Here is a 16,332-nt window from a genome sequence, read left to right on the forward strand (position 1 = left end):
GCGACCACTTCGGGTGGGGTTCGCTCGAGATAGGTTCTGCAGTCATGGCTGTCTACGCACTCGGCGAGCGTGTCCCCGATATCCATCCCGACGCGTGGGTTCACCCCGACGCGGTCGTGATCGGCAACGTCACCCTCGGTGCCGGTGCCTCCGTGTGGCCCTCGGCGGTGCTGCGCGGGGACTACGGCACGATCACCGTGGGGGAGAAGACCAACATCCAGGACGGCACGATCATCCACTGCACCGCGATCGAGGCCACCGTCATCGGCGCGCGGTGCGTCGTCGGGCACAACGCGCACATCGAGGGCTCCACGATCGGTGACGGCGCGCTGATCGGCTCGGGTTCGCTCGTCCTCAACGGATCGGTCATCGGCGCCGGAGCGCAGGTCGCCGCCGGCGCCCTGATCCCACCGCGCTTCGAACTTCCGCCCCGCCGCATGGCGATGGGCATCCCCGCGAAGGTCCGCGAGGGCTACGAGATCCCCGAGAACAAATTCGACCCCAACGCCGAGATGTATGCGGCGAACGCCGCCTACTACCGGACCGCTCTCCGCCGCATCGACCAGGAGTGACAGGTGGCCGACACCGTCGACACACAGTCCGCGGACGGGGGAGCGGACGAGCCCCGTGCCGGTCGGCCCCTGTCCGAACTCGTCGACCCGGGCTGGGCGCGAGCACTCGAACCCGTCGCAGGTGACATCACCGCGATGGGGCAGTTCCTCCGCGCCGAACTCGCCGCGGGCCGCAGTTACCTGCCGTCCGGTCCGAACGTGCTGCGTGCCTTCACACAGCCGTTCGAGTCCGTCCGCGTCCTGATCGTCGGGCAGGATCCCTATCCCACTCCGGGTCACGCTGTGGGACTGAGCTTCTCGGTGGCTCCGGCCGTCCGGCCGATCCCGCGCAGTCTCGCCAACATCTACCGCGAGTACACCGACGATCTCGGTCTGCCGCAGCCCTCCACGGGCGACCTGTCGTCGTGGACCGAGCACGGTGTCCTGTTGCTCAACCGGGTCCTCACCGTCGCGCCGGGCCAGCCGGCCTCGCATCGCGGCAAGGGCTGGGAGGCCGTCACCGAGCAGGCGATCCGCGCGCTGGTCGCGCGCGGTACCCCGCTCGTCGCGATCCTGTGGGGCCGCGACGCGGCGACCCTCGAACCCATGCTCGGTGGTGTGCCCACCGTGAAGTCGGCGCACCCGTCCCCGCTGTCGGCCTCACGCGGATTCTTCGGGTCGCGTCCGTTCAGCCGCGCGAACGCCCTGCTCGTCGAACAGGGCGGCGAACCGGTGGACTGGCGACTGCCCTGACCACCGATCCGCCGCCCGGATGTCAGGCGCGGGCCGAATCCCAGTCCGGACGCCGCTTGGCGACGAAGGCGTCGACACCCTCGATACCTGTGGGCGTCGTCGCGGCCGCGGAGATCGAGGCGGCTTCGGCATCGAGGTGGTCGGACAGCGATCGTCCGGCCGAGCCCGCCACGAGCGAGCGGATGGCGGCGTAGGACTGCGTGGGGCCGTGCGCGAGGGTTCGTGCGAGTCGCAACCCTTCGCTTTGGATCTCGCCGTCGGCGACGAGCCGGCTGAGCAGACCCAGGCGCACGGCTTCGTCGGCGCCGATCACGGCGTCGGTCATGATGATCTCCCGTGCCCGCGACGGGCCGACGATCCGCGGCAGTGTCCACGACATGCCGCCGTCGGGGGAGAAGCCGATCGACGGGTACGCGGCGCGCATCTTCGTGCCGGGGCCGGCGAGCGCGATGTCGGCGAGCAGCGCCAGGCTCATGCCGGCGCCGGCGGCCCAGCCGTGCACGGCGGCGACGACCGGCACGGCCGCCTTCTCCAGTGCGCGCACGAAGTCATGGAAGAGGTTCGCGATCTCGAGCAGGTGGGCGCCACGGTCCTCGGCCGCGGCGAATCCGTGGACGTTGCCGCCCGCGCAGAAGTTCGCACCCTCACCGACGAGCAGCACGGCGCCGATCTCCGGGCCTGCCGCACGCAGGGCTGCGATGCCCTGCTCCATACCTGCGGGGGACAGGGAGGTGCCGTGCTCGGAGGTCGCCACGGCGATCCGCAGGACGCGGTCCTCCACGCTCACCAGTGAACGGAGAGAGTCGCTGTCGGGGAAGGAAACTTGGTTCTCGGTCATTCCCGCACGATATCGGGCCGCAGGATCGAACGGCGAAGGCCCCCTGCGCAATCAGCGCAGGGGGCCTTCGCGACGACTCGACCGGGAATCAGCCGCGGACGACCTTGCCGGCCTTGAGGCAGGAGGTGCACACGTTCATCTTGCGGGTGTTGCCCGGTGCAACCTGAGCGCGCACGCTCTGGATGTTCGGGTTCCAGCGACGGTTGGTACGCCGGTGCGAGTGCGAGACCGACTTCCCGAAGCCGGGGCCCTTGGCGCATACGTCGCAGACGGCAGCCATGTCGCGAACTCCTTGTGTCTAGTGGATAGATCTTCTGTCTGTTGTTTCGCCTTGCGAACACGGGGAACGAGCCGCCCGTGCGAGGCAACCCGGCAAGCTTAGCGAACTCGAGGGCGGTTGGCCAAACCGGACGGTGCGACGACTCGCGGCTAACCTGTTCGCCAGGGCTCGGCACCGTGCGCAACGGTACCGATCGCAGAGGTGGACGATGCTCGCAGGACGAGGCGAAGGGGGTGGAATCGTTGCTCGGAGCCGAGGACACGGTGGACGGGCGGGCGCTGCGCCGGTGGGTCGAGTTCGGTGTGGAAGCGCTCGAACAGCGCCGAGCGGAGATCAACTCGCTCAACGTCTTCCCGGTGCCCGACGGGGACACCGGAAACAATCTGCTGATCACCCTGCAGGCCGCGGCGGCCCGGATCGGCGGGCCCGTGGACGGCGCGCTCACCGCATCCGACGTCGCCGAAGGGCTCGCGCGTGGTGCCTTCGCCGGGGCGCGGGGCAATTCCGGGATCATCCTGGCACAGGCACTCCGCGGTCTCGCCGACGCGATCGCGGGACTGACGACGGTCGGCGCCCGGGACCTCGCCGCCGCCTTCTCCCACGCCGCGACGCTCGTGACCGGAGCGCTCAGCGCACCCGCGAAGGGCACCATCGTCAGCGTCCTCGAAGCTGCGGCCGAGGGCGCGACCCGCGTCGCCTCGGAGACGGATGCGACCGTGTGCGATGTCGCCGTCGCGAGTGCCGACGCCGCCGCCGACGCGCTGCAGCGCACCACCACCCAGCTCGACGTCCTCGCCGAGGCAGGGGTCGTCGACGCCGGCGGCCTCGGCCTGCTCGTGCTGCTCGACTGCCTGGTGGAGGTCACCACCGGAATACGGCCCGATCGCCGGATGGTGCTCGCCGGCACCTCGCGGCCTGTCGTCGAACCCGAGATCGTCGACGAACGTCACGACAGCGACCAGCAGGAGTACGAAGTGATGTATCTCGTCGGGAATTCCGACGACGCGCGCATGGATGCCTTGAGGTCCTCCCTCGACGCGCTCGGCGACTCGGTCGCGATCGTTTCCGGGGGATCGGGGTGCTGGTCCGTTCACGTGCACTGCTGCGAGCCCGGAGCTGCCGTGGAGGCCGGTCTCGCGGCGGGTTCGCTGAGCCGCATCGACATCACGTGCTTCGCGCTCGAGTCCGCGCGTCGCGGCTGCGGCGACGGTCCCGTGGCGCTGGGCACGGCTCTCGCCCGGGTCCGTGCCGAGTCGGCGGAGGAACAGTCCCGGGCGGTCCTCGCAGTGGTGGGCGGCGAGGGCGCGGCCGAACTGTTCGAGGCGGAGGGTGCCCGGGTGCTGCGGGCCGAGGAGATCTCAGCCCCGGACGAACTGCTCGAGGCGATCCGGGCACTGCCGAGCCGGGACGTCCTGGTGCTGCCCAACGGTGCGCTCTCCGCGCAGGACGTCGTCGCCGTGGGCGCCCGGGCGCGGCGGGACGACCGTGACGTGATGTTCCTGCCGTCCTCCTCCGTCGTCCAGGGGCTGGCCTCGTTGGCCGTGCACGATCCGATGCGCGCGACGGTCGACGACGCCTTCGCGATGTCGGAGGCGGCGTCGTGTGTGCGGTGGGGGTCGCTGCGGTACGCGAACGAACGTGCGCTGACCTGGGTCGGAACGTGCGAACCCGGCGACAGTCTCGGACTGGCCGGCCATGATGTCGTAGTGATCGAGCATGATCTGGTGACAGCGGGAGCGTCACTGCTCGACAGGATTCTCGCCGCGGGCGGTGAGCTCGTGACGATGCTGGTCGGTGCCGACGCCCCCGACGGACTCGTCGAGCAGCTGGTCGCTCATCTCGATCACCGTCACCCGGAGATCGACGTGGCGGTCTACCAGGGCGGTCAGCGCAGCGACCTGCTGCAGCTCGGCGTCGAGTAGCCGGTGCGCCGCGAGGCCACCGCAGGAGTAGCGGAAGGGACGGCAGTGGCGACACTCGCGGACCGGCTCGATCATGTCCTCGGCCGCAAGACGGCGGACGCCTTGCACGACGCGTTCGGGATGACCACCGTCGAGGATCTGCTGAGGCACTATCCGCACCGCTACGCCACCCAGGGCGCCGAGCTCGGCGAGAGTCAGCCCACCGAGGGCCAGCACATCACGATCATCGCGCGGGTCGAGTCGGCGCAGGAGGTGCCGATGAAGTCCCGCGCCGGCAAACGCCTCGCGGTGCGGCTGCGCTCCGATCGTCACAGCATCGACGTCACCTTCTTCAACCCGCACCGGGTCAAGCACAACATCAAGCCCGGCGTGCGTGCGATGTTCTCCGGCACCGTGAAGTACTTCCGCGACAAGTGGAGCCTGACCCACCCGAGCTATCTCGTGTTGCCCGAACCGCGCGACGCCGAGGACCTGGTCTCGGCGACACCGGCGCGGGTGCGGGGCGCCGGAGCCCTGGCGGGTCTCGCACGCACCGCGCAGGACGGCTCGGGGGTCGACATGTCGGTCTTCGACCGTGCGCTGATCCCGATGTACCGCGCGACCCGCGAGGTCGAGTCGTGGACCGTCATGCGGTGTGTGCGGCAGGTGCTCGACCAGCTCGACCACGTCGACGACCCGCTGCCCGAGTGGGTGCGCGACGAGCACGGCTTCGTGGGGCTCGACGAAGCGTTGCGCTCGATCCACCTGCCCGACACGAAGCAGGAGATCGACCGGGCGCGCGACCGCCTGCGGTTCGACGAGGCCGCCGCGGTGCAGCTCGTGCTCGCCGGACGCCGGCACGACGTCGAGGTGCGGTCGGCGCCGTCCTGCCCACGCCGCGAGGGCGGGATCGCCGACGAGTTCGACCGGCGGCTGCCCTTCGAGCTGACGGCCGGGCAGCTGTCGGTGGCCGACGAGATCGCGGCCGATCTCGCACGCGAGCACCCCATGAACCGGCTGCTCCAGGGCGAGGTCGGTTCGGGCAAGACCATCGTGGCGCTGCGGGCGATGCTGCAGGTGATCGACTCCGGCCGGCAGTGCGCGCTGCTCGCGCCCACCGAGGTGCTCGCGGCCCAGCACGCGCGTTCGCTCACGAAGATGCTCGGCGATCTCGCCGCGGCGGGCGAACTCGGCGCCCACGAACTCGCGACCCGCGTGACCCTGCTGACCGGCTCGATGGGGGTCGCGCGCAAACGGGCCGCACTCAACGAGGCGGTGACGGGCGATGCCGGGATCGTCATCGGCACGCACGCCTTGATCGAGGACACGGTGCAGTTCTTCGATCTCGGCCTGGTGGTGATCGACGAGCAGCACCGCTTCGGTGTCGAACAGCGCGATGCCCTGCGCTCGCGAGGTCGCGACGGCGCGTCCCCGCACGTGCTGGTGATGACCGCGACGCCCATCCCGCGCACCATCGCGATGACGGTGCTCGGCGACCTCGAGGTCTCGACCCTGCGCGAGTTGCCCCGCGGGCGGTCGCCGATCGTCAGCCGCGTGGTCCCGGCGAAGGTGCATCCGAAGTGGGTCGACCGCGCCTGGGAGCGTATCCGCGAGGAGGTCGCCGAGGGCCGGCAGGCCTACGTGGTGTGTTCCCGTATCGGCGACGGTGATTCCGACGACGATGCGCTCTTCGATCCGGACGGGTCCGAGCCGTCGGGGTCGGGGAAGGGCAAGCAGGCCCCGCCCGAGACCGTCTCGGTGCTCGAGCAGTTCGAGTTCCTCACCTCCGGTCCGCTGCGGGATCTGAGGGTGGGGCTGCTGCACGGTCGCCTCCCCGGCGACGAGAAGGACGCGGTGATGCAGGCCTTCAACGCCGCGGAGCTCGACGTGCTCGTGTGCACGACCGTCGTCGAGGTCGGTGTCGACGTGCCGAACGCGACCGTGATGGTGATCGTCGACGCCGACCGGTTCGGTGTCAGCCAGCTGCACCAGTTGCGCGGTCGCGTCGGTCGTGGCGGCCACCAGGGTCTGTGCCTGCTCGTGACCGACGCGAAGCCCGCGACCCCGACGATGATGCGGCTCGAGGCAGTCGCCGGCACCACCGACGGTTTCGAACTCGCCCAGCTCGACCTGCAGTTGCGCCGGGAGGGCGACGTCCTCGGTGTCGCCCAGTCCGGCACGGTGTCGACGCTGCGGCTGCTCTCGCTCGTCGACGACGCCGACGTCATCGAGGCGGCCCGCGACTTCTCCCGGACGGTGACGGAGAAGGATCCCGGCCTCGAACACCACCCGGGGCTCGCGAGCATGGTGCGGGCCGCGCTCGACGCCGAGCGTGTGGCCTATCTCGACAAGTCCTGAGTCACGTCCCGTACCGGGTTACGTTCCGTACACCGTGCCCCAGAACCCGCGGTGAGGTTTCGGTGGCCGTGCCCGGCGTGTTGACGCCGTGTTACGGCGGAGCCGACTGCATCGTTCCAGTCGTGCCATCCGGACGCCTCGTCCCACGATGTGGAACGCGCGTCCGAGTCGGCATGTTACGGCGCGGTACCGTCGACCAATGTTCTCGAAAGTGCTTGTCGCCAACCGTGGCGAGATCGCGATCCGCGCGTTCCGTGCCGCCTACGAACTGGGTGCCGGGACGGTCGCGGTGTTCCCGTACGAAGACCGGAACTCCCTGCACCGGTTGAAGGCCGACGAGGCCTATCAGATCGGGGAGGAGGGGCATCCGGTCCGCGCATACCTGTCGGTCGAGAAGATCGTCGAAGCGGCCGTGTCGGCCGGCGCCGACGCGATCTACCCCGGCTACGGCTTCCTCTCCGAGAACCCGGACCTCGCTGCAGCGTGCGCGGAAGCGGGCATCACCTTCGTCGGTCCGTCGGCGGAGATCCTCGAACTGACGGGCAACAAGGCCCGCGCGATCGCCTCGGCGAAGGCCGCCGGCCTCCCGGTACTGGCGTCGTCGGAGCCGTCGTCGGATGTCGATGAGCTGCTCGCCGCCTCGGAGACGATGAACTTCCCGGTCTTCGTCAAGGCCGTCGCCGGTGGTGGCGGACGCGGCATGCGCCGGGTCGCCGAGCCCTCCCAGCTGCGCGAGGCCATCGAAGCTGCTTCCCGTGAGGCCGACGCGGCCTTCGGTGATCCCACCGTCTTCCTGGAGCAGGCCGTGGTCAACCCGCGGCACATCGAGGTGCAGATCCTCGCCGACAAGCACGGCAACGTCATCCACCTGTACGAGCGCGACTGCTCGGTGCAGCGCCGCCACCAGAAGGTCATCGAGCTCGCCCCCGCCCCGAATCTCGATCCCGAGCTTCGCGACCGCATCTGCGCCGACGCCGTCGCCTTCGCCAAGGAGATCGGCTACCAGTGCGCGGGCACCGTCGAGTTCCTCGTCGACGAACGCGGCAACCACGTGTTCATCGAGATGAACCCGCGTATCCAGGTCGAGCACACGGTCACCGAGGAGATCACCGACGTCGACCTCGTGCAGTCCCAGCTGCGCATCGCCGCAGGCGAGTCGCTCGAGGAACTGGGCCTGTCGCAGGAGGGCATCACCATCCGCGGCGCGGCGCTGCAGTGCCGCATCACCACCGAGGACCCGGCCAACGGGTTCCGTCCGGACACCGGCCGCATCACCGGCTACCGCACTCCGGGCGGTGCCGGTATCCGTCTCGACGGCGGCACCTCGGTCGGCGCGGAGATCTCCGCCCACTTCGACTCGATGCTCGTCAAGCTCACCTGCCGCGGCCGCAACTTCGAGACCGCCGTCGCCCGCGCGCGCCGCGCGGTCGCCGAGTTCCGTATCCGCGGTGTCGCCACGAACATCCCGTTCCTGCAGGCGGTGCTCGACGACGAGGACTTCCGCGGCGGCAACGTCAACACCTCGTTCATCGAGGAACGCCCGCACCTGCTGACTCTGCGCTCGTCCGCCGACCGCGGCACCAAGATCCTGCGGTACCTCGCCGACGTGACGGTGAACAAGCCGCACGGCGAGCGCACCACGACGGTCTACCCGCACGACAAGCTGCCCGCGATCGACCTGAACGCCGAGCCGCCGGCCGGTTCGCGTCAGCGTCTGCTCGAGCTCGGACCCGAGGGCTTCGCCCGTGCGCTGCGTGACCAGAAGGCGATCGGCGTCACCGACACCACCTTCCGCGACGCCCACCAGTCGCTGCTCGCGACCCGCGTGCGCAGCAAGGACCTGCTGACGGTGGCCGGGCACGTGGCCCGGATGACGCCGCAACTGCTGTCGATCGAGGCGTGGGGCGGCGCGACCTACGACGTCGCACTGCGCTTCCTGCACGAGGATCCGTGGGAGCGGCTCGCGGCGCTGCGCGAGGCGATCCCGAACATCAACCTGCAGATGCTGCTGCGCGGACGCAACACCGTCGGCTACACCCCCTACCCGGAGGCCGTCACCCGCGCCTTCGTGCAGGAGGCCACCGACACCGGCATCGACATCTTCCGCATCTTCGACGCGCTGAACAACGTCGACCAGATGCGTCCGGCAATCGACGCGGTGCGCGAGACCGGCACCACCCTCGCCGAGGTCGCGATGTCCTACACCGGCGACCTGTCGAACCCGAACGAGTCGATCTACACGCTCGACTACTACCTGCGTCTGGCCGAGGAGATCGTCGAGGCCGGTGCGCACGTCCTGGCCATCAAGGACATGGCTGGTCTGCTGCGCGCCCCGGCCGCCGCGACGCTCGTGTCGGCGCTGCGGAGCAACTTCGATCTGCCGGTGCACGTGCACACACACGACACCCCGGGCGGTCAGCTCGCCACCTACCTCGCGGCCTGGCACGCCGGTGCCGACGCCGTCGACGGTGCGTCCGCGGCGCTGGCCGGTACGACGAGCCAGCCCGCCCTGTCGGCGATCGTCGCCGCCGCGGCGAACAGCGAGTTCGACACCGGTCTCGACCTGCAGGCCGTGTGCGATCTCGAGCCGTACTGGGAGGCGCTGCGCAAGGTGTACGCACCGTTCGAGTCGGGGCTGCCCGCACCGACCGGCCGCGTCTACACCCACGAGATCCCCGGCGGTCAGCTGTCGAACCTGCGCCAGCAGGCCATCGCGCTGGGCCTCGGCGACCGCTTCGAAGAAGTCGAGGCCGCCTACGCCGGCGCCGACCGCCTCCTGGGCCGCCTGATCAAGGTCACGCCGTCGAGCAAGGTCGTCGGCGACCTCGCGCTGCACCTCGTGGGCGCGGGCGTCTCGGTCGACGACTTCGCCGCCGAGCCCGGCAAGTACGACATCCCCGATTCGGTGATCGGCTTCCTGCGCGGCGATCTCGGGACCCCGGCCGGCGGCTGGCCGGAGCCCTTCCGCAGCAAGGCGCTGTCGGGCCGCGCCGAGCCCAAGCCGATCACCCCGCTCGCGCCGGAGGAGGAGAAGGCCCTCGGCGGTTCGTCCGACGAGCGTCGCCGCATGCTCAACCGCCTGCTCTTCCCGGGCCCCGCGAAGGAGTTCGAGCAGCACCGCGAGACCTACGGCGACACCACCGAGCTGTCGGCCAACCAGTTCTTCTACGGTCTGCGGCACGGCGACGAGCACCGGGTGCGCCTGGACAAGGGTGTCGAACTGCTCATCGGCCTCGAGGCGATCTCCGATGCCGACGAGAAGGGTTACCGCACGGTCATGTGCATCCTCAACGGGCAGCTGCGCCCGGTGTCGGTGCGCGACCGCTCGGTGGCCGCGGAGACCCCTGCCGCCGAGAAGGCCGACCGCAACCATCCCGGTCACGTCGCGGCGCCGTTCGCCGGCATGGTCACCCTCGTCGTGTCCGAGGGCGACAGCGTCTCGGCGGGCGACACCGTCGCCACGATCGAGGCCATGAAGATGGAGGCCGCGATCACCGCGCCGCGCGGCGGCCGCATCACGCGCGTCGCGATCGGGCCGGTGCAACAGGTCGAAGGTGGCGACCTGCTCGTCGAGGTGTCCACGGGAGACAGCGCCGAGTGACACGGATCGTCGCCGGCCGGGCAGGGGGGCGGCGCCTGAAGGTGCCGCCCCGCGGAACCCGGCCCACCTCCGAACGGGTGCGCGAAGCCCTGTTCAGTTCGCTCGACGCACGCATGGACATCGACGGGGCCGCCGTCCTCGACCTCTACGCGGGGTCGGGGGCGCTCGGCCTCGAGGCGCTGTCCCGCGGCGCCGAGCACGCGATGCTCGTCGAGTCCGACGCGAAGGCGGCGGGCGTGATCCGCGAGAACATCGCGACGGTCGGACTGTCCGGTGCGGTGCTGCGCACCGCACCGGTATCCGCGGTGCTTGCGGGCACCCCCGACCGCGTCTACGACCTCGTCCTGGCCGACCCGCCCTACGCCGTGACCGAGGAGGCCGTCACCGGCGTGCTCGGGACGCTGATGTCCGGAGGTTGGGTCGAGGACGGCTCGATCGTCGTGGTCGAACGGTCGTCGCGATCACCGGAAACGGTGTGGCCGCAGGGATTCGAGGTCGGCAGGTCGAAGCGCTACGGCGAGACGAGAGTGGAGATCGCCACCTGCTACGGTGCTGGGTCATGAGCCGCGCGGTCTGCCCAGGATCCTTCGACCCGGTCACCAACGGACACCTCGACGTCATCGGCAGGGTCTCGGCCCAGTTCGACGAGGTCGTCGTGACCGTCACGATCAATCCCAACAAGCAGGGGATGTTCACGATCGACGAACGCCTCGAGATGCTCACCGAGGCCACGTCGCACCTGCCGAACGTCACGGTCGACGCCTGGCAGGGCCTGCTCGTCGATTACGCCCGCGAGCGGGGGATCACCGCGATCGTCAAGGGCCTGCGCGGCGCCAACGATTTCGACTACGAGCTGCAGATGGCGCAGATGAACCACAAGCTCACCGGCGTCGACACGCTGTTCGTCGCCACCAACCCGGTCTACAGCTACCTTTCGAGCTCGCTCGTCAAGGAGGTCGCGACCTACGGTGGCGACGTCTCCGAGATGCTGCCGGGCTCCGTGCACGATCGTCTGCTCACGCGCCTGGCCGAGCGGGCCGCCGCGAAATAGACCGGACCCTCCGCACGGCCTGTGACGGCCGTATCCCGACACACCGAGCGCAGGGCACACGAGCGTGCCCTGCGCTGCGGCAGACTGGACGGCGGCGCGGCCGCACCGGTCGTGTCGAGCGAGTGATTGGGGTTGGGCGTGTACCGGGTATTCGAGGCACTCGACGAGCTGGTCGCAATCGTCGAAGAGGCACGTAGCGTTCCGATGACGGCGAGCTGCGTGGTACCGCGCGGCGATGTCCTCGAATTGCTCGACGATGTGCGCGATGCGCTGCCGCCCGAACTCGACGACGCGCAGGACGTCCTCGATCACCGTGACAAGCTGATCAACGACGCGCGGGCTCAGGCCGACAAGACGGTCGGGGACGCCGACGAGGAGGCACGCACCCTCCTCGAGGACGCGCGCGCCGACGCCGACCGCATGCTCGCGGACGCGAAGGCCCAAGCGGACCGGATGGTCAAGGAGGCCCGCGCCCACGCCGAGGAACTGGTGCGCGATGCGCAGGCCGAGGCCGACGATCTCGTCGCCGAGGGCAACAAGCAGTACGAGAGCGTGACCGGGCGTGCCCGCGTCGAGGCCGACCGTCTGGTCGAGTCCGGGCAGGCGTCCTACGAGCGTTCCGTGGCCGAGGGCGAGGCCGAGAAGGCACGTCTGGTGTCGCAGACCGAGGTCGTGCAGGCCGCACACGCCGAGTCGGCGCGTGTCATCGATTCGGCCCACGCCGAGTCCGACCGTCTCCGGACGGAGTGCGACGAGTACATCGACGGCAAGCTGGGAGAGTTCGAGGAACTGCTCGGCACCACGCTGCGGTCCGTCGGCCGCGGCCGGCAGCAGCTGCGGCTGTCGGGTGCTCCCGACTTCGCGGAGGCCGACCACCGGGCGAGCCGTCGCCGCTGACCCGCGGGATTTTCGCTCCTGCCGCCCATCGCGTATCATGGAGCGGTTGCCCTATCACGACCGAGTCGTGTCCTGCGTCGTCCGAAGAAGGTGAGTTCCCCGTGTCCACCCGTGATTCCAGCACGTCCCGTTCCGGCCGGGACTCGGGGCTGGTGTTCGACACGCTCTCCCTGGGTCGCCGGCCCGGTTCGATGCGTACGGTCGAGCGGAAGGTGCCGTCACCCTCGCGCATCGGGCTCGATCTGATCGCGATCGAGGAAGGCTCCGAGATCGATCTCGATCTCCGCCTGGAGTCGGTGTCCGAGGGCGTCCTGGTCACCGGTAGTGTTCGTGTCGACGCCCTCGGCGAGTGCTCTCGATGCCTCGAGTCGTTCACCGAGCCGGTGGACGTGTACCTCACCGAGCTGTTCGCCTACCCGAACAGCGTCACTGAGCAGACCACCGAGGACGACGAGGTGTACCGCGTCGAGAACGATCTGATCGATCTCGAACCGGTCCTCGTGAACGCGGTTGGTCTGGAACTTCCGCTGCAGCCGTTGTGTAGTGACGACTGTGCGGGATTGTGCCCCGAATGCGGCATTCGCCTGGCGATTGCAGAATCCGGGCACCGTCATGAGACAATGGATCCTCGCTGGGCTGGGTTGGCAGCCAAGTTCGGCGCGGGCTCCGAAGAACCCAGCAGTCAAATCGACAGCTCGAACAACGAGGAGAAGTAGACGTGGCCGTCCCCAAGCGCAGAATGTCGCGTTCCAACACCCGGTCGCGGCGCAGCCAGTGGAACACCACTGCGCCGACGCTCGTCACCTGCCCGAACCGGGGTTGCGGAGAGAAGAAGCTGCCCCACGTGGCGTGCCCGTCGTGCGGCACCTACAACGGCCGTCAGGTGACCGCGCCCGTCTAATCGGTATTCACGTGACGAGCAAGTCCTCCGAAACAGCTACCGAGGGCGGCGAAGAGAGCCACGAGTCTCTCCTCGCCGCCCTCGGCGTGCCTCTGGACGCAGAACTCCTGTCCTTGGCGCTCACCCACCGCTCGTACGCCTACGAGAACGGCGGATTGCCCACCAACGAACGTCTCGAGTTCCTCGGCGATGCCGTCCTCGGGCTCGCGGTGACCGAAAAGCTCTACCTCACCCACCCGGACAAGTCCGAGGGCGAACTCGCCAAGATCCGCGCGAGCGTTGTCAACATGCACGCGCTCGCCGAGGTGGCGCGCGGCCTCGGAGAAGGCGGGCTCGGAGTGCATCTCCTGCTCGGCAAGGGCGAGGAACTGACGGGCGGACGCGACAAGGCCAGCATCCTGGCCGACGGAATGGAATCGCTCCTCGGCGCCGTCCATCTCGCGCACGGCATCGACGTCGCGCGCGAAGTGGTTCTGCGCCTGTTCGCCGCACTGCTCGAACGCGGCCCGCGCCTCGGTGCCGGTCTGGACTGGAAGACGAGTCTGCAGGAACTCACCGCCGAGCGCGGTCTCGGTGTTCCCGCCTACGAGATCACCGCCACCGGTCCGGATCACGACAAGGAATTCACCGCCACCGCCCTCATCGGTGGCAATCCCTACGGCACCGGTGTCGGACGCACCAAGAAGGAAGCCGAGCAGAAGGCCGCGTCGGCCGCATGGAACGCGCTGACCGAGGGCACTGCTGCCGAGACCGGTGATGCCGGGGCTTCCGACCAGCAGTCCGGATCCGCCGACACGCCCACCGAGGACAACTGACCGCAGGTGCCCGAACTTCCCGAGGTCGAGGTGGTCCGTCGCGGACTCGACGCGCACGTCGTCGGCGCGACTGTGGACTCGGTGCAGGTGCTGCATCCGCGTGCCGTCCGACGGCACGAGCCCGGTCCGCGCGATCTCGCACTGCAGGTGACCGGTCAGAAGGTCGCTTCGGTCGAGCGCCGCGGCAAGTACATGTGGCTCGTGCTCGAACCGGCCGATCTGGCTCTCGTGGTGCATCTGGGGATGAGCGGGCAGATGCTCGTGCAGCCTCCGACCGTGCCGGACGAGAAGCATCTGCGTATCCGCGCCGTCCTCGACAACGGTGCCGATCTGCGTTTCGTCGACCAGCGCACCTTCGGAGGCTGGGCCCTGGCCCCGCTCGTGGAGGTGGACGGTGATCGTCTGCCGCTGCCGGTCGCGCACATCGCCCGCGACCCGATGGATCCCCGGTTCGACCCGGATGCGGTCGTGGCCGTGCTGCGCACCAAGCACACCGAGATCAAGCGTGCGCTGCTCGACCAGACCGTCGTCTCCGGCATCGGCAACATCTACGCCGACGAAGCGCTGTGGCGCGCAAGGATTCACGGGAACCGGCCCACCGACGCGCTGTCGCGTCCGAAGCTCCGGTCGGCTCTCGATGCGGCCACCGAGGTGATGGCGGAGGCCCTCGAGCAGGGTGGTACGTCGTTCGACGCCCTGTACGTCAACGTCAACGGGGAGTCCGGCTACTTCGAGCGTTCCCTGAACGTCTACGGACGCGAGAACGAGCCGTGCCGACGCTGCGGCGCGCCGATCCGCCGCGAGAAGTTCATGAACCGCTCGTCGTACAGCTGCCCGAAGTGTCAGCCACGACCGCGAACGACCCGGTAGCGCACGCGCATACCGGGCCGTTCGGAAAGGTGGTGGTTCAGATGTCGAAGAAGACCGTCTCGGCGCCACCGTCCGGAGTGTCCTGCAGCCGGATGTCGATCGTGTAGACGGTGCGTCCGTCGCGCTCGGAACGCGACGCGATCAGGGTGTTGCGCCGCACCTCCCATTCGATGCCCTTCAGGACGGGATCCTCGGCGTTGAGCCCGGCCTCGTCCTCGAAGTAGACCCGCGTGTGCAGCCCGAGGTTGATTCCGCGCGCGAAGATCACCAGCAGGATGTGGGGTGCCGAGACGGAGCCGTCGGGGTTGGTGACGGCCCCGGGCTTGATCGTCTCGATCGTGAACACGCCCGTCTCGAAGTCGCCGCCGGTGCGTCCCCAGCCGCGGAAGTTCGGATCGAGATCCTTGTCCTGTGCGTCGTCCGGATGTGCGTACCGGCCGTGCGCGTTCGCCTGCCAGCTCTCGAGCAGGGCGTCGCGCACCGGGGTGCCGGTGCCGTCGATGACGCGGCCCTCCAACACGATTCGCTCGCCCTCGGTCTCGTCGGTGACGAGGACGTTGCCGAAGTTGTTGTCGAAGATGTCGAAGCCGGCCTGCTGCGACGCGAGCCCGATGTGGACGTACGGGCCGCCGGTCTGCGAGGGCGTTTCCGGGAAACGCGTGACCATCGCGAGGGGGAGCAGCGGGGGCACGGGCCGGTAGGGATCGGTGGGCAGGCTCATCGCGGGGCTCCCGGGAGGTCGGTGTTCTCGAAGAAGGTGGCGCGGCGACCGCGCAGGGTGATGTCCCAGCGGTAGGCGCGGGCGTCGAACGGCGCGTTGGAGGCGGGGTCCTCCTGGGCGATCAGGCTGCGGAGCTGATCCACGGTCGGGATCGTCCGCGCGATCGGGCACTTCTCGATGAGCGGGTCGCCCTCGAAGTACAGCTGGGTGATCAGGCGCTGGGCCCACCCACGGCCGAGGATCGACACGTGGATGTGCGCCGGGCGCCAGGCGTTGCGGCTGTTGCCCCACGGATATGCGCCGGGTTTGATCGTCCGGAACTGGTAGTAGCCGTTCGCGTCCGTGAGCATCCGCCCGCAACCGCCGAAGTTCGGATCGATGGGAGCGAGATAGGTGTCCTTCTTGTGGCGGTACCGGCCACCGGCGTTGGCCTGCCACACCTCGACGAGTGCGCCCTCGACCGGATTGCCGAACTCGTCCTTGACGAAGCCGTGGACGATGATGCGCTCACCGATCGGCAGGCCGTCCTTCGAGAAGTTCAGGATCAGGTCGTTGTCGAGGGCGCCGAGCTCGTCGCTGCGGAAGACAGGTCCGGTGATCTCCGACAGGGTCGGCTTCGGCGTGATGAGCGCGTTGCGCGGTGCGCGCAGCACCGACGTGCGGTAGCCGGGGGTGAGCGCGGGTGGGTGCAGTGTGTGGTCGCGCTCGACGTATTCGCCGGTGGACATGCGATCTCCGATCTCTGAGCTGTGGACACAACCATACGGTGAATAAAAACTCATGTAAATTGACAAA

16 protein-coding genes are annotated in these 16,332 nt (G+C 69.2%); 12 read left to right on the top strand and 4 right to left on the bottom strand.

Annotated features, from left to right (window positions below; translation table 11 throughout):
- Positions 1-44: 44 nt before the first annotated feature.
- Together QR64_RS19915 and QR64_RS19920 are read left to right on the top strand one after the other, a co-directional pair.
- Positions 45-572, top strand: coding sequence for a gamma carbonic anhydrase family protein (locus tag QR64_RS19915; RefSeq protein WP_006551198.1), 528 nt, complete (start codon positions 45-47; stop codon positions 570-572).
- Positions 573-575: 3 nt separating this feature from the next.
- The gene (locus tag QR64_RS19920; protein ID WP_052227380.1) at positions 576-1,304 is read left to right on the top strand and encodes a uracil-DNA glycosylase; all 729 of its coding nucleotides are present in this window, start codon (positions 576-578) and stop codon (positions 1,302-1,304) included.
- Between the two features lie 22 nt (positions 1,305-1,326).
- Here the strand turns inward: QR64_RS19920 and QR64_RS19925 are convergent, their stop codons facing one another.
- Both QR64_RS19925 and rpmB read right to left on the bottom strand, forming a co-directional pair.
- On the bottom strand, positions 1,327-2,142 hold the full coding sequence (locus QR64_RS19925; protein WP_006551200.1) for an enoyl-CoA hydratase/isomerase family protein: 816 nt from the start codon (positions 2,140-2,142) through the stop codon (positions 1,327-1,329).
- An 88-nt stretch (positions 2,143-2,230) separates the two neighbouring features.
- Entirely contained in the window at positions 2,231-2,422 is a 192-nt protein-coding gene (gene rpmB, locus QR64_RS19930) for a 50S ribosomal protein L28 (protein WP_006551201.1), read from the bottom strand.
- 233 nt (positions 2,423-2,655) lie between these two features.
- Here rpmB and QR64_RS19935 point away from each other — a divergent pair, with 233 nt between their 5' ends.
- The 10 genes from QR64_RS19935 to mutM all read left to right on the top strand — a co-directional run bounded on the left by QR64_RS19935 (position 2,656) and on the right by mutM (position 14,816).
- Positions 2,656-4,344, top strand: a complete 1,689-nt coding sequence (locus QR64_RS19935) for a DAK2 domain-containing protein (protein WP_039586925.1) — start codon at positions 2,656-2,658, stop codon at positions 4,342-4,344.
- A 45-nt stretch (positions 4,345-4,389) separates the two neighbouring features.
- Complete coding sequence (gene recG / locus QR64_RS19940; protein WP_016691906.1) at positions 4,390-6,681, top strand: ATP-dependent DNA helicase RecG; 2,292 nt, start codon at positions 4,390-4,392, stop codon at positions 6,679-6,681.
- 199 nt (positions 6,682-6,880) lie between these two features.
- Complete coding sequence (locus tag QR64_RS19945) at positions 6,881-10,282, top strand: pyruvate carboxylase (RefSeq protein WP_039586927.1); 3,402 nt, start codon at positions 6,881-6,883, stop codon at positions 10,280-10,282.
- Positions 10,279-10,845, top strand: coding sequence for a 16S rRNA (guanine(966)-N(2))-methyltransferase RsmD (gene rsmD, locus QR64_RS19950; protein ID WP_039586930.1), 567 nt, complete (start codon positions 10,279-10,281; stop codon positions 10,843-10,845). The genes QR64_RS19945 and rsmD overlap by 4 nt, the downstream gene beginning before the upstream one ends.
- Complete coding sequence (gene coaD, locus QR64_RS19955; protein ID WP_006551205.1) at positions 10,842-11,333, top strand: pantetheine-phosphate adenylyltransferase; 492 nt, start codon at positions 10,842-10,844, stop codon at positions 11,331-11,333. Before rsmD ends, coaD begins: the two co-directional genes overlap by 4 nt.
- A gap of 138 nt (positions 11,334-11,471) precedes the next feature.
- Positions 11,472-12,230: a DivIVA domain-containing protein gene (locus tag QR64_RS19960; protein WP_006551206.1), complete on the top strand. Its 759-nt coding sequence runs from the start codon at positions 11,472-11,474 to the stop codon at positions 12,228-12,230.
- A 101-nt stretch (positions 12,231-12,331) separates the two neighbouring features.
- Positions 12,332-12,946, top strand: coding sequence for a YceD family protein (locus QR64_RS19965; RefSeq protein WP_006551207.1), 615 nt, complete (start codon positions 12,332-12,334; stop codon positions 12,944-12,946).
- A 2-nt stretch (positions 12,947-12,948) separates the two neighbouring features.
- The gene (rpmF, locus tag QR64_RS19970; protein WP_006551208.1) at positions 12,949-13,131 is read left to right on the top strand and encodes a 50S ribosomal protein L32; all 183 of its coding nucleotides are present in this window, start codon (positions 12,949-12,951) and stop codon (positions 13,129-13,131) included.
- 11 nt (positions 13,132-13,142) lie between these two features.
- Positions 13,143-13,946: a ribonuclease III gene (rnc, locus tag QR64_RS19975; protein WP_006551209.1), complete on the top strand. Its 804-nt coding sequence runs from the start codon at positions 13,143-13,145 to the stop codon at positions 13,944-13,946.
- Between the two features lie 6 nt (positions 13,947-13,952).
- Positions 13,953-14,816, top strand: coding sequence for a bifunctional DNA-formamidopyrimidine glycosylase/DNA-(apurinic or apyrimidinic site) lyase (gene mutM / locus QR64_RS19980; RefSeq protein ID WP_039586931.1), 864 nt, complete (start codon positions 13,953-13,955; stop codon positions 14,814-14,816).
- A gap of 37 nt (positions 14,817-14,853) precedes the next feature.
- On the opposite strand, the gene pcaG is transcribed toward mutM, so the two are convergent.
- Both pcaG and pcaH read right to left on the bottom strand, forming a co-directional pair.
- Positions 14,854-15,537, bottom strand: coding sequence for a protocatechuate 3,4-dioxygenase subunit alpha (gene pcaG / locus QR64_RS19985; protein ID WP_039586933.1), 684 nt, complete (start codon positions 15,535-15,537; stop codon positions 14,854-14,856).
- Complete coding sequence (gene pcaH, locus QR64_RS19990) at positions 15,534-16,265, bottom strand: protocatechuate 3,4-dioxygenase subunit beta (protein WP_006551212.1); 732 nt, start codon at positions 16,263-16,265, stop codon at positions 15,534-15,536. The genes pcaG and pcaH overlap by 4 nt, the downstream gene beginning before the upstream one ends.
- Between the last annotated feature and the right edge of the window lie 67 nt (positions 16,266-16,332).

Source organism: Rhodococcus sp. Chr-9, from assembly GCF_000801125.1.
Lineage (GTDB): Bacteria > Actinomycetota > Actinomycetes > Mycobacteriales > Mycobacteriaceae > Rhodococcus > Rhodococcus pyridinivorans.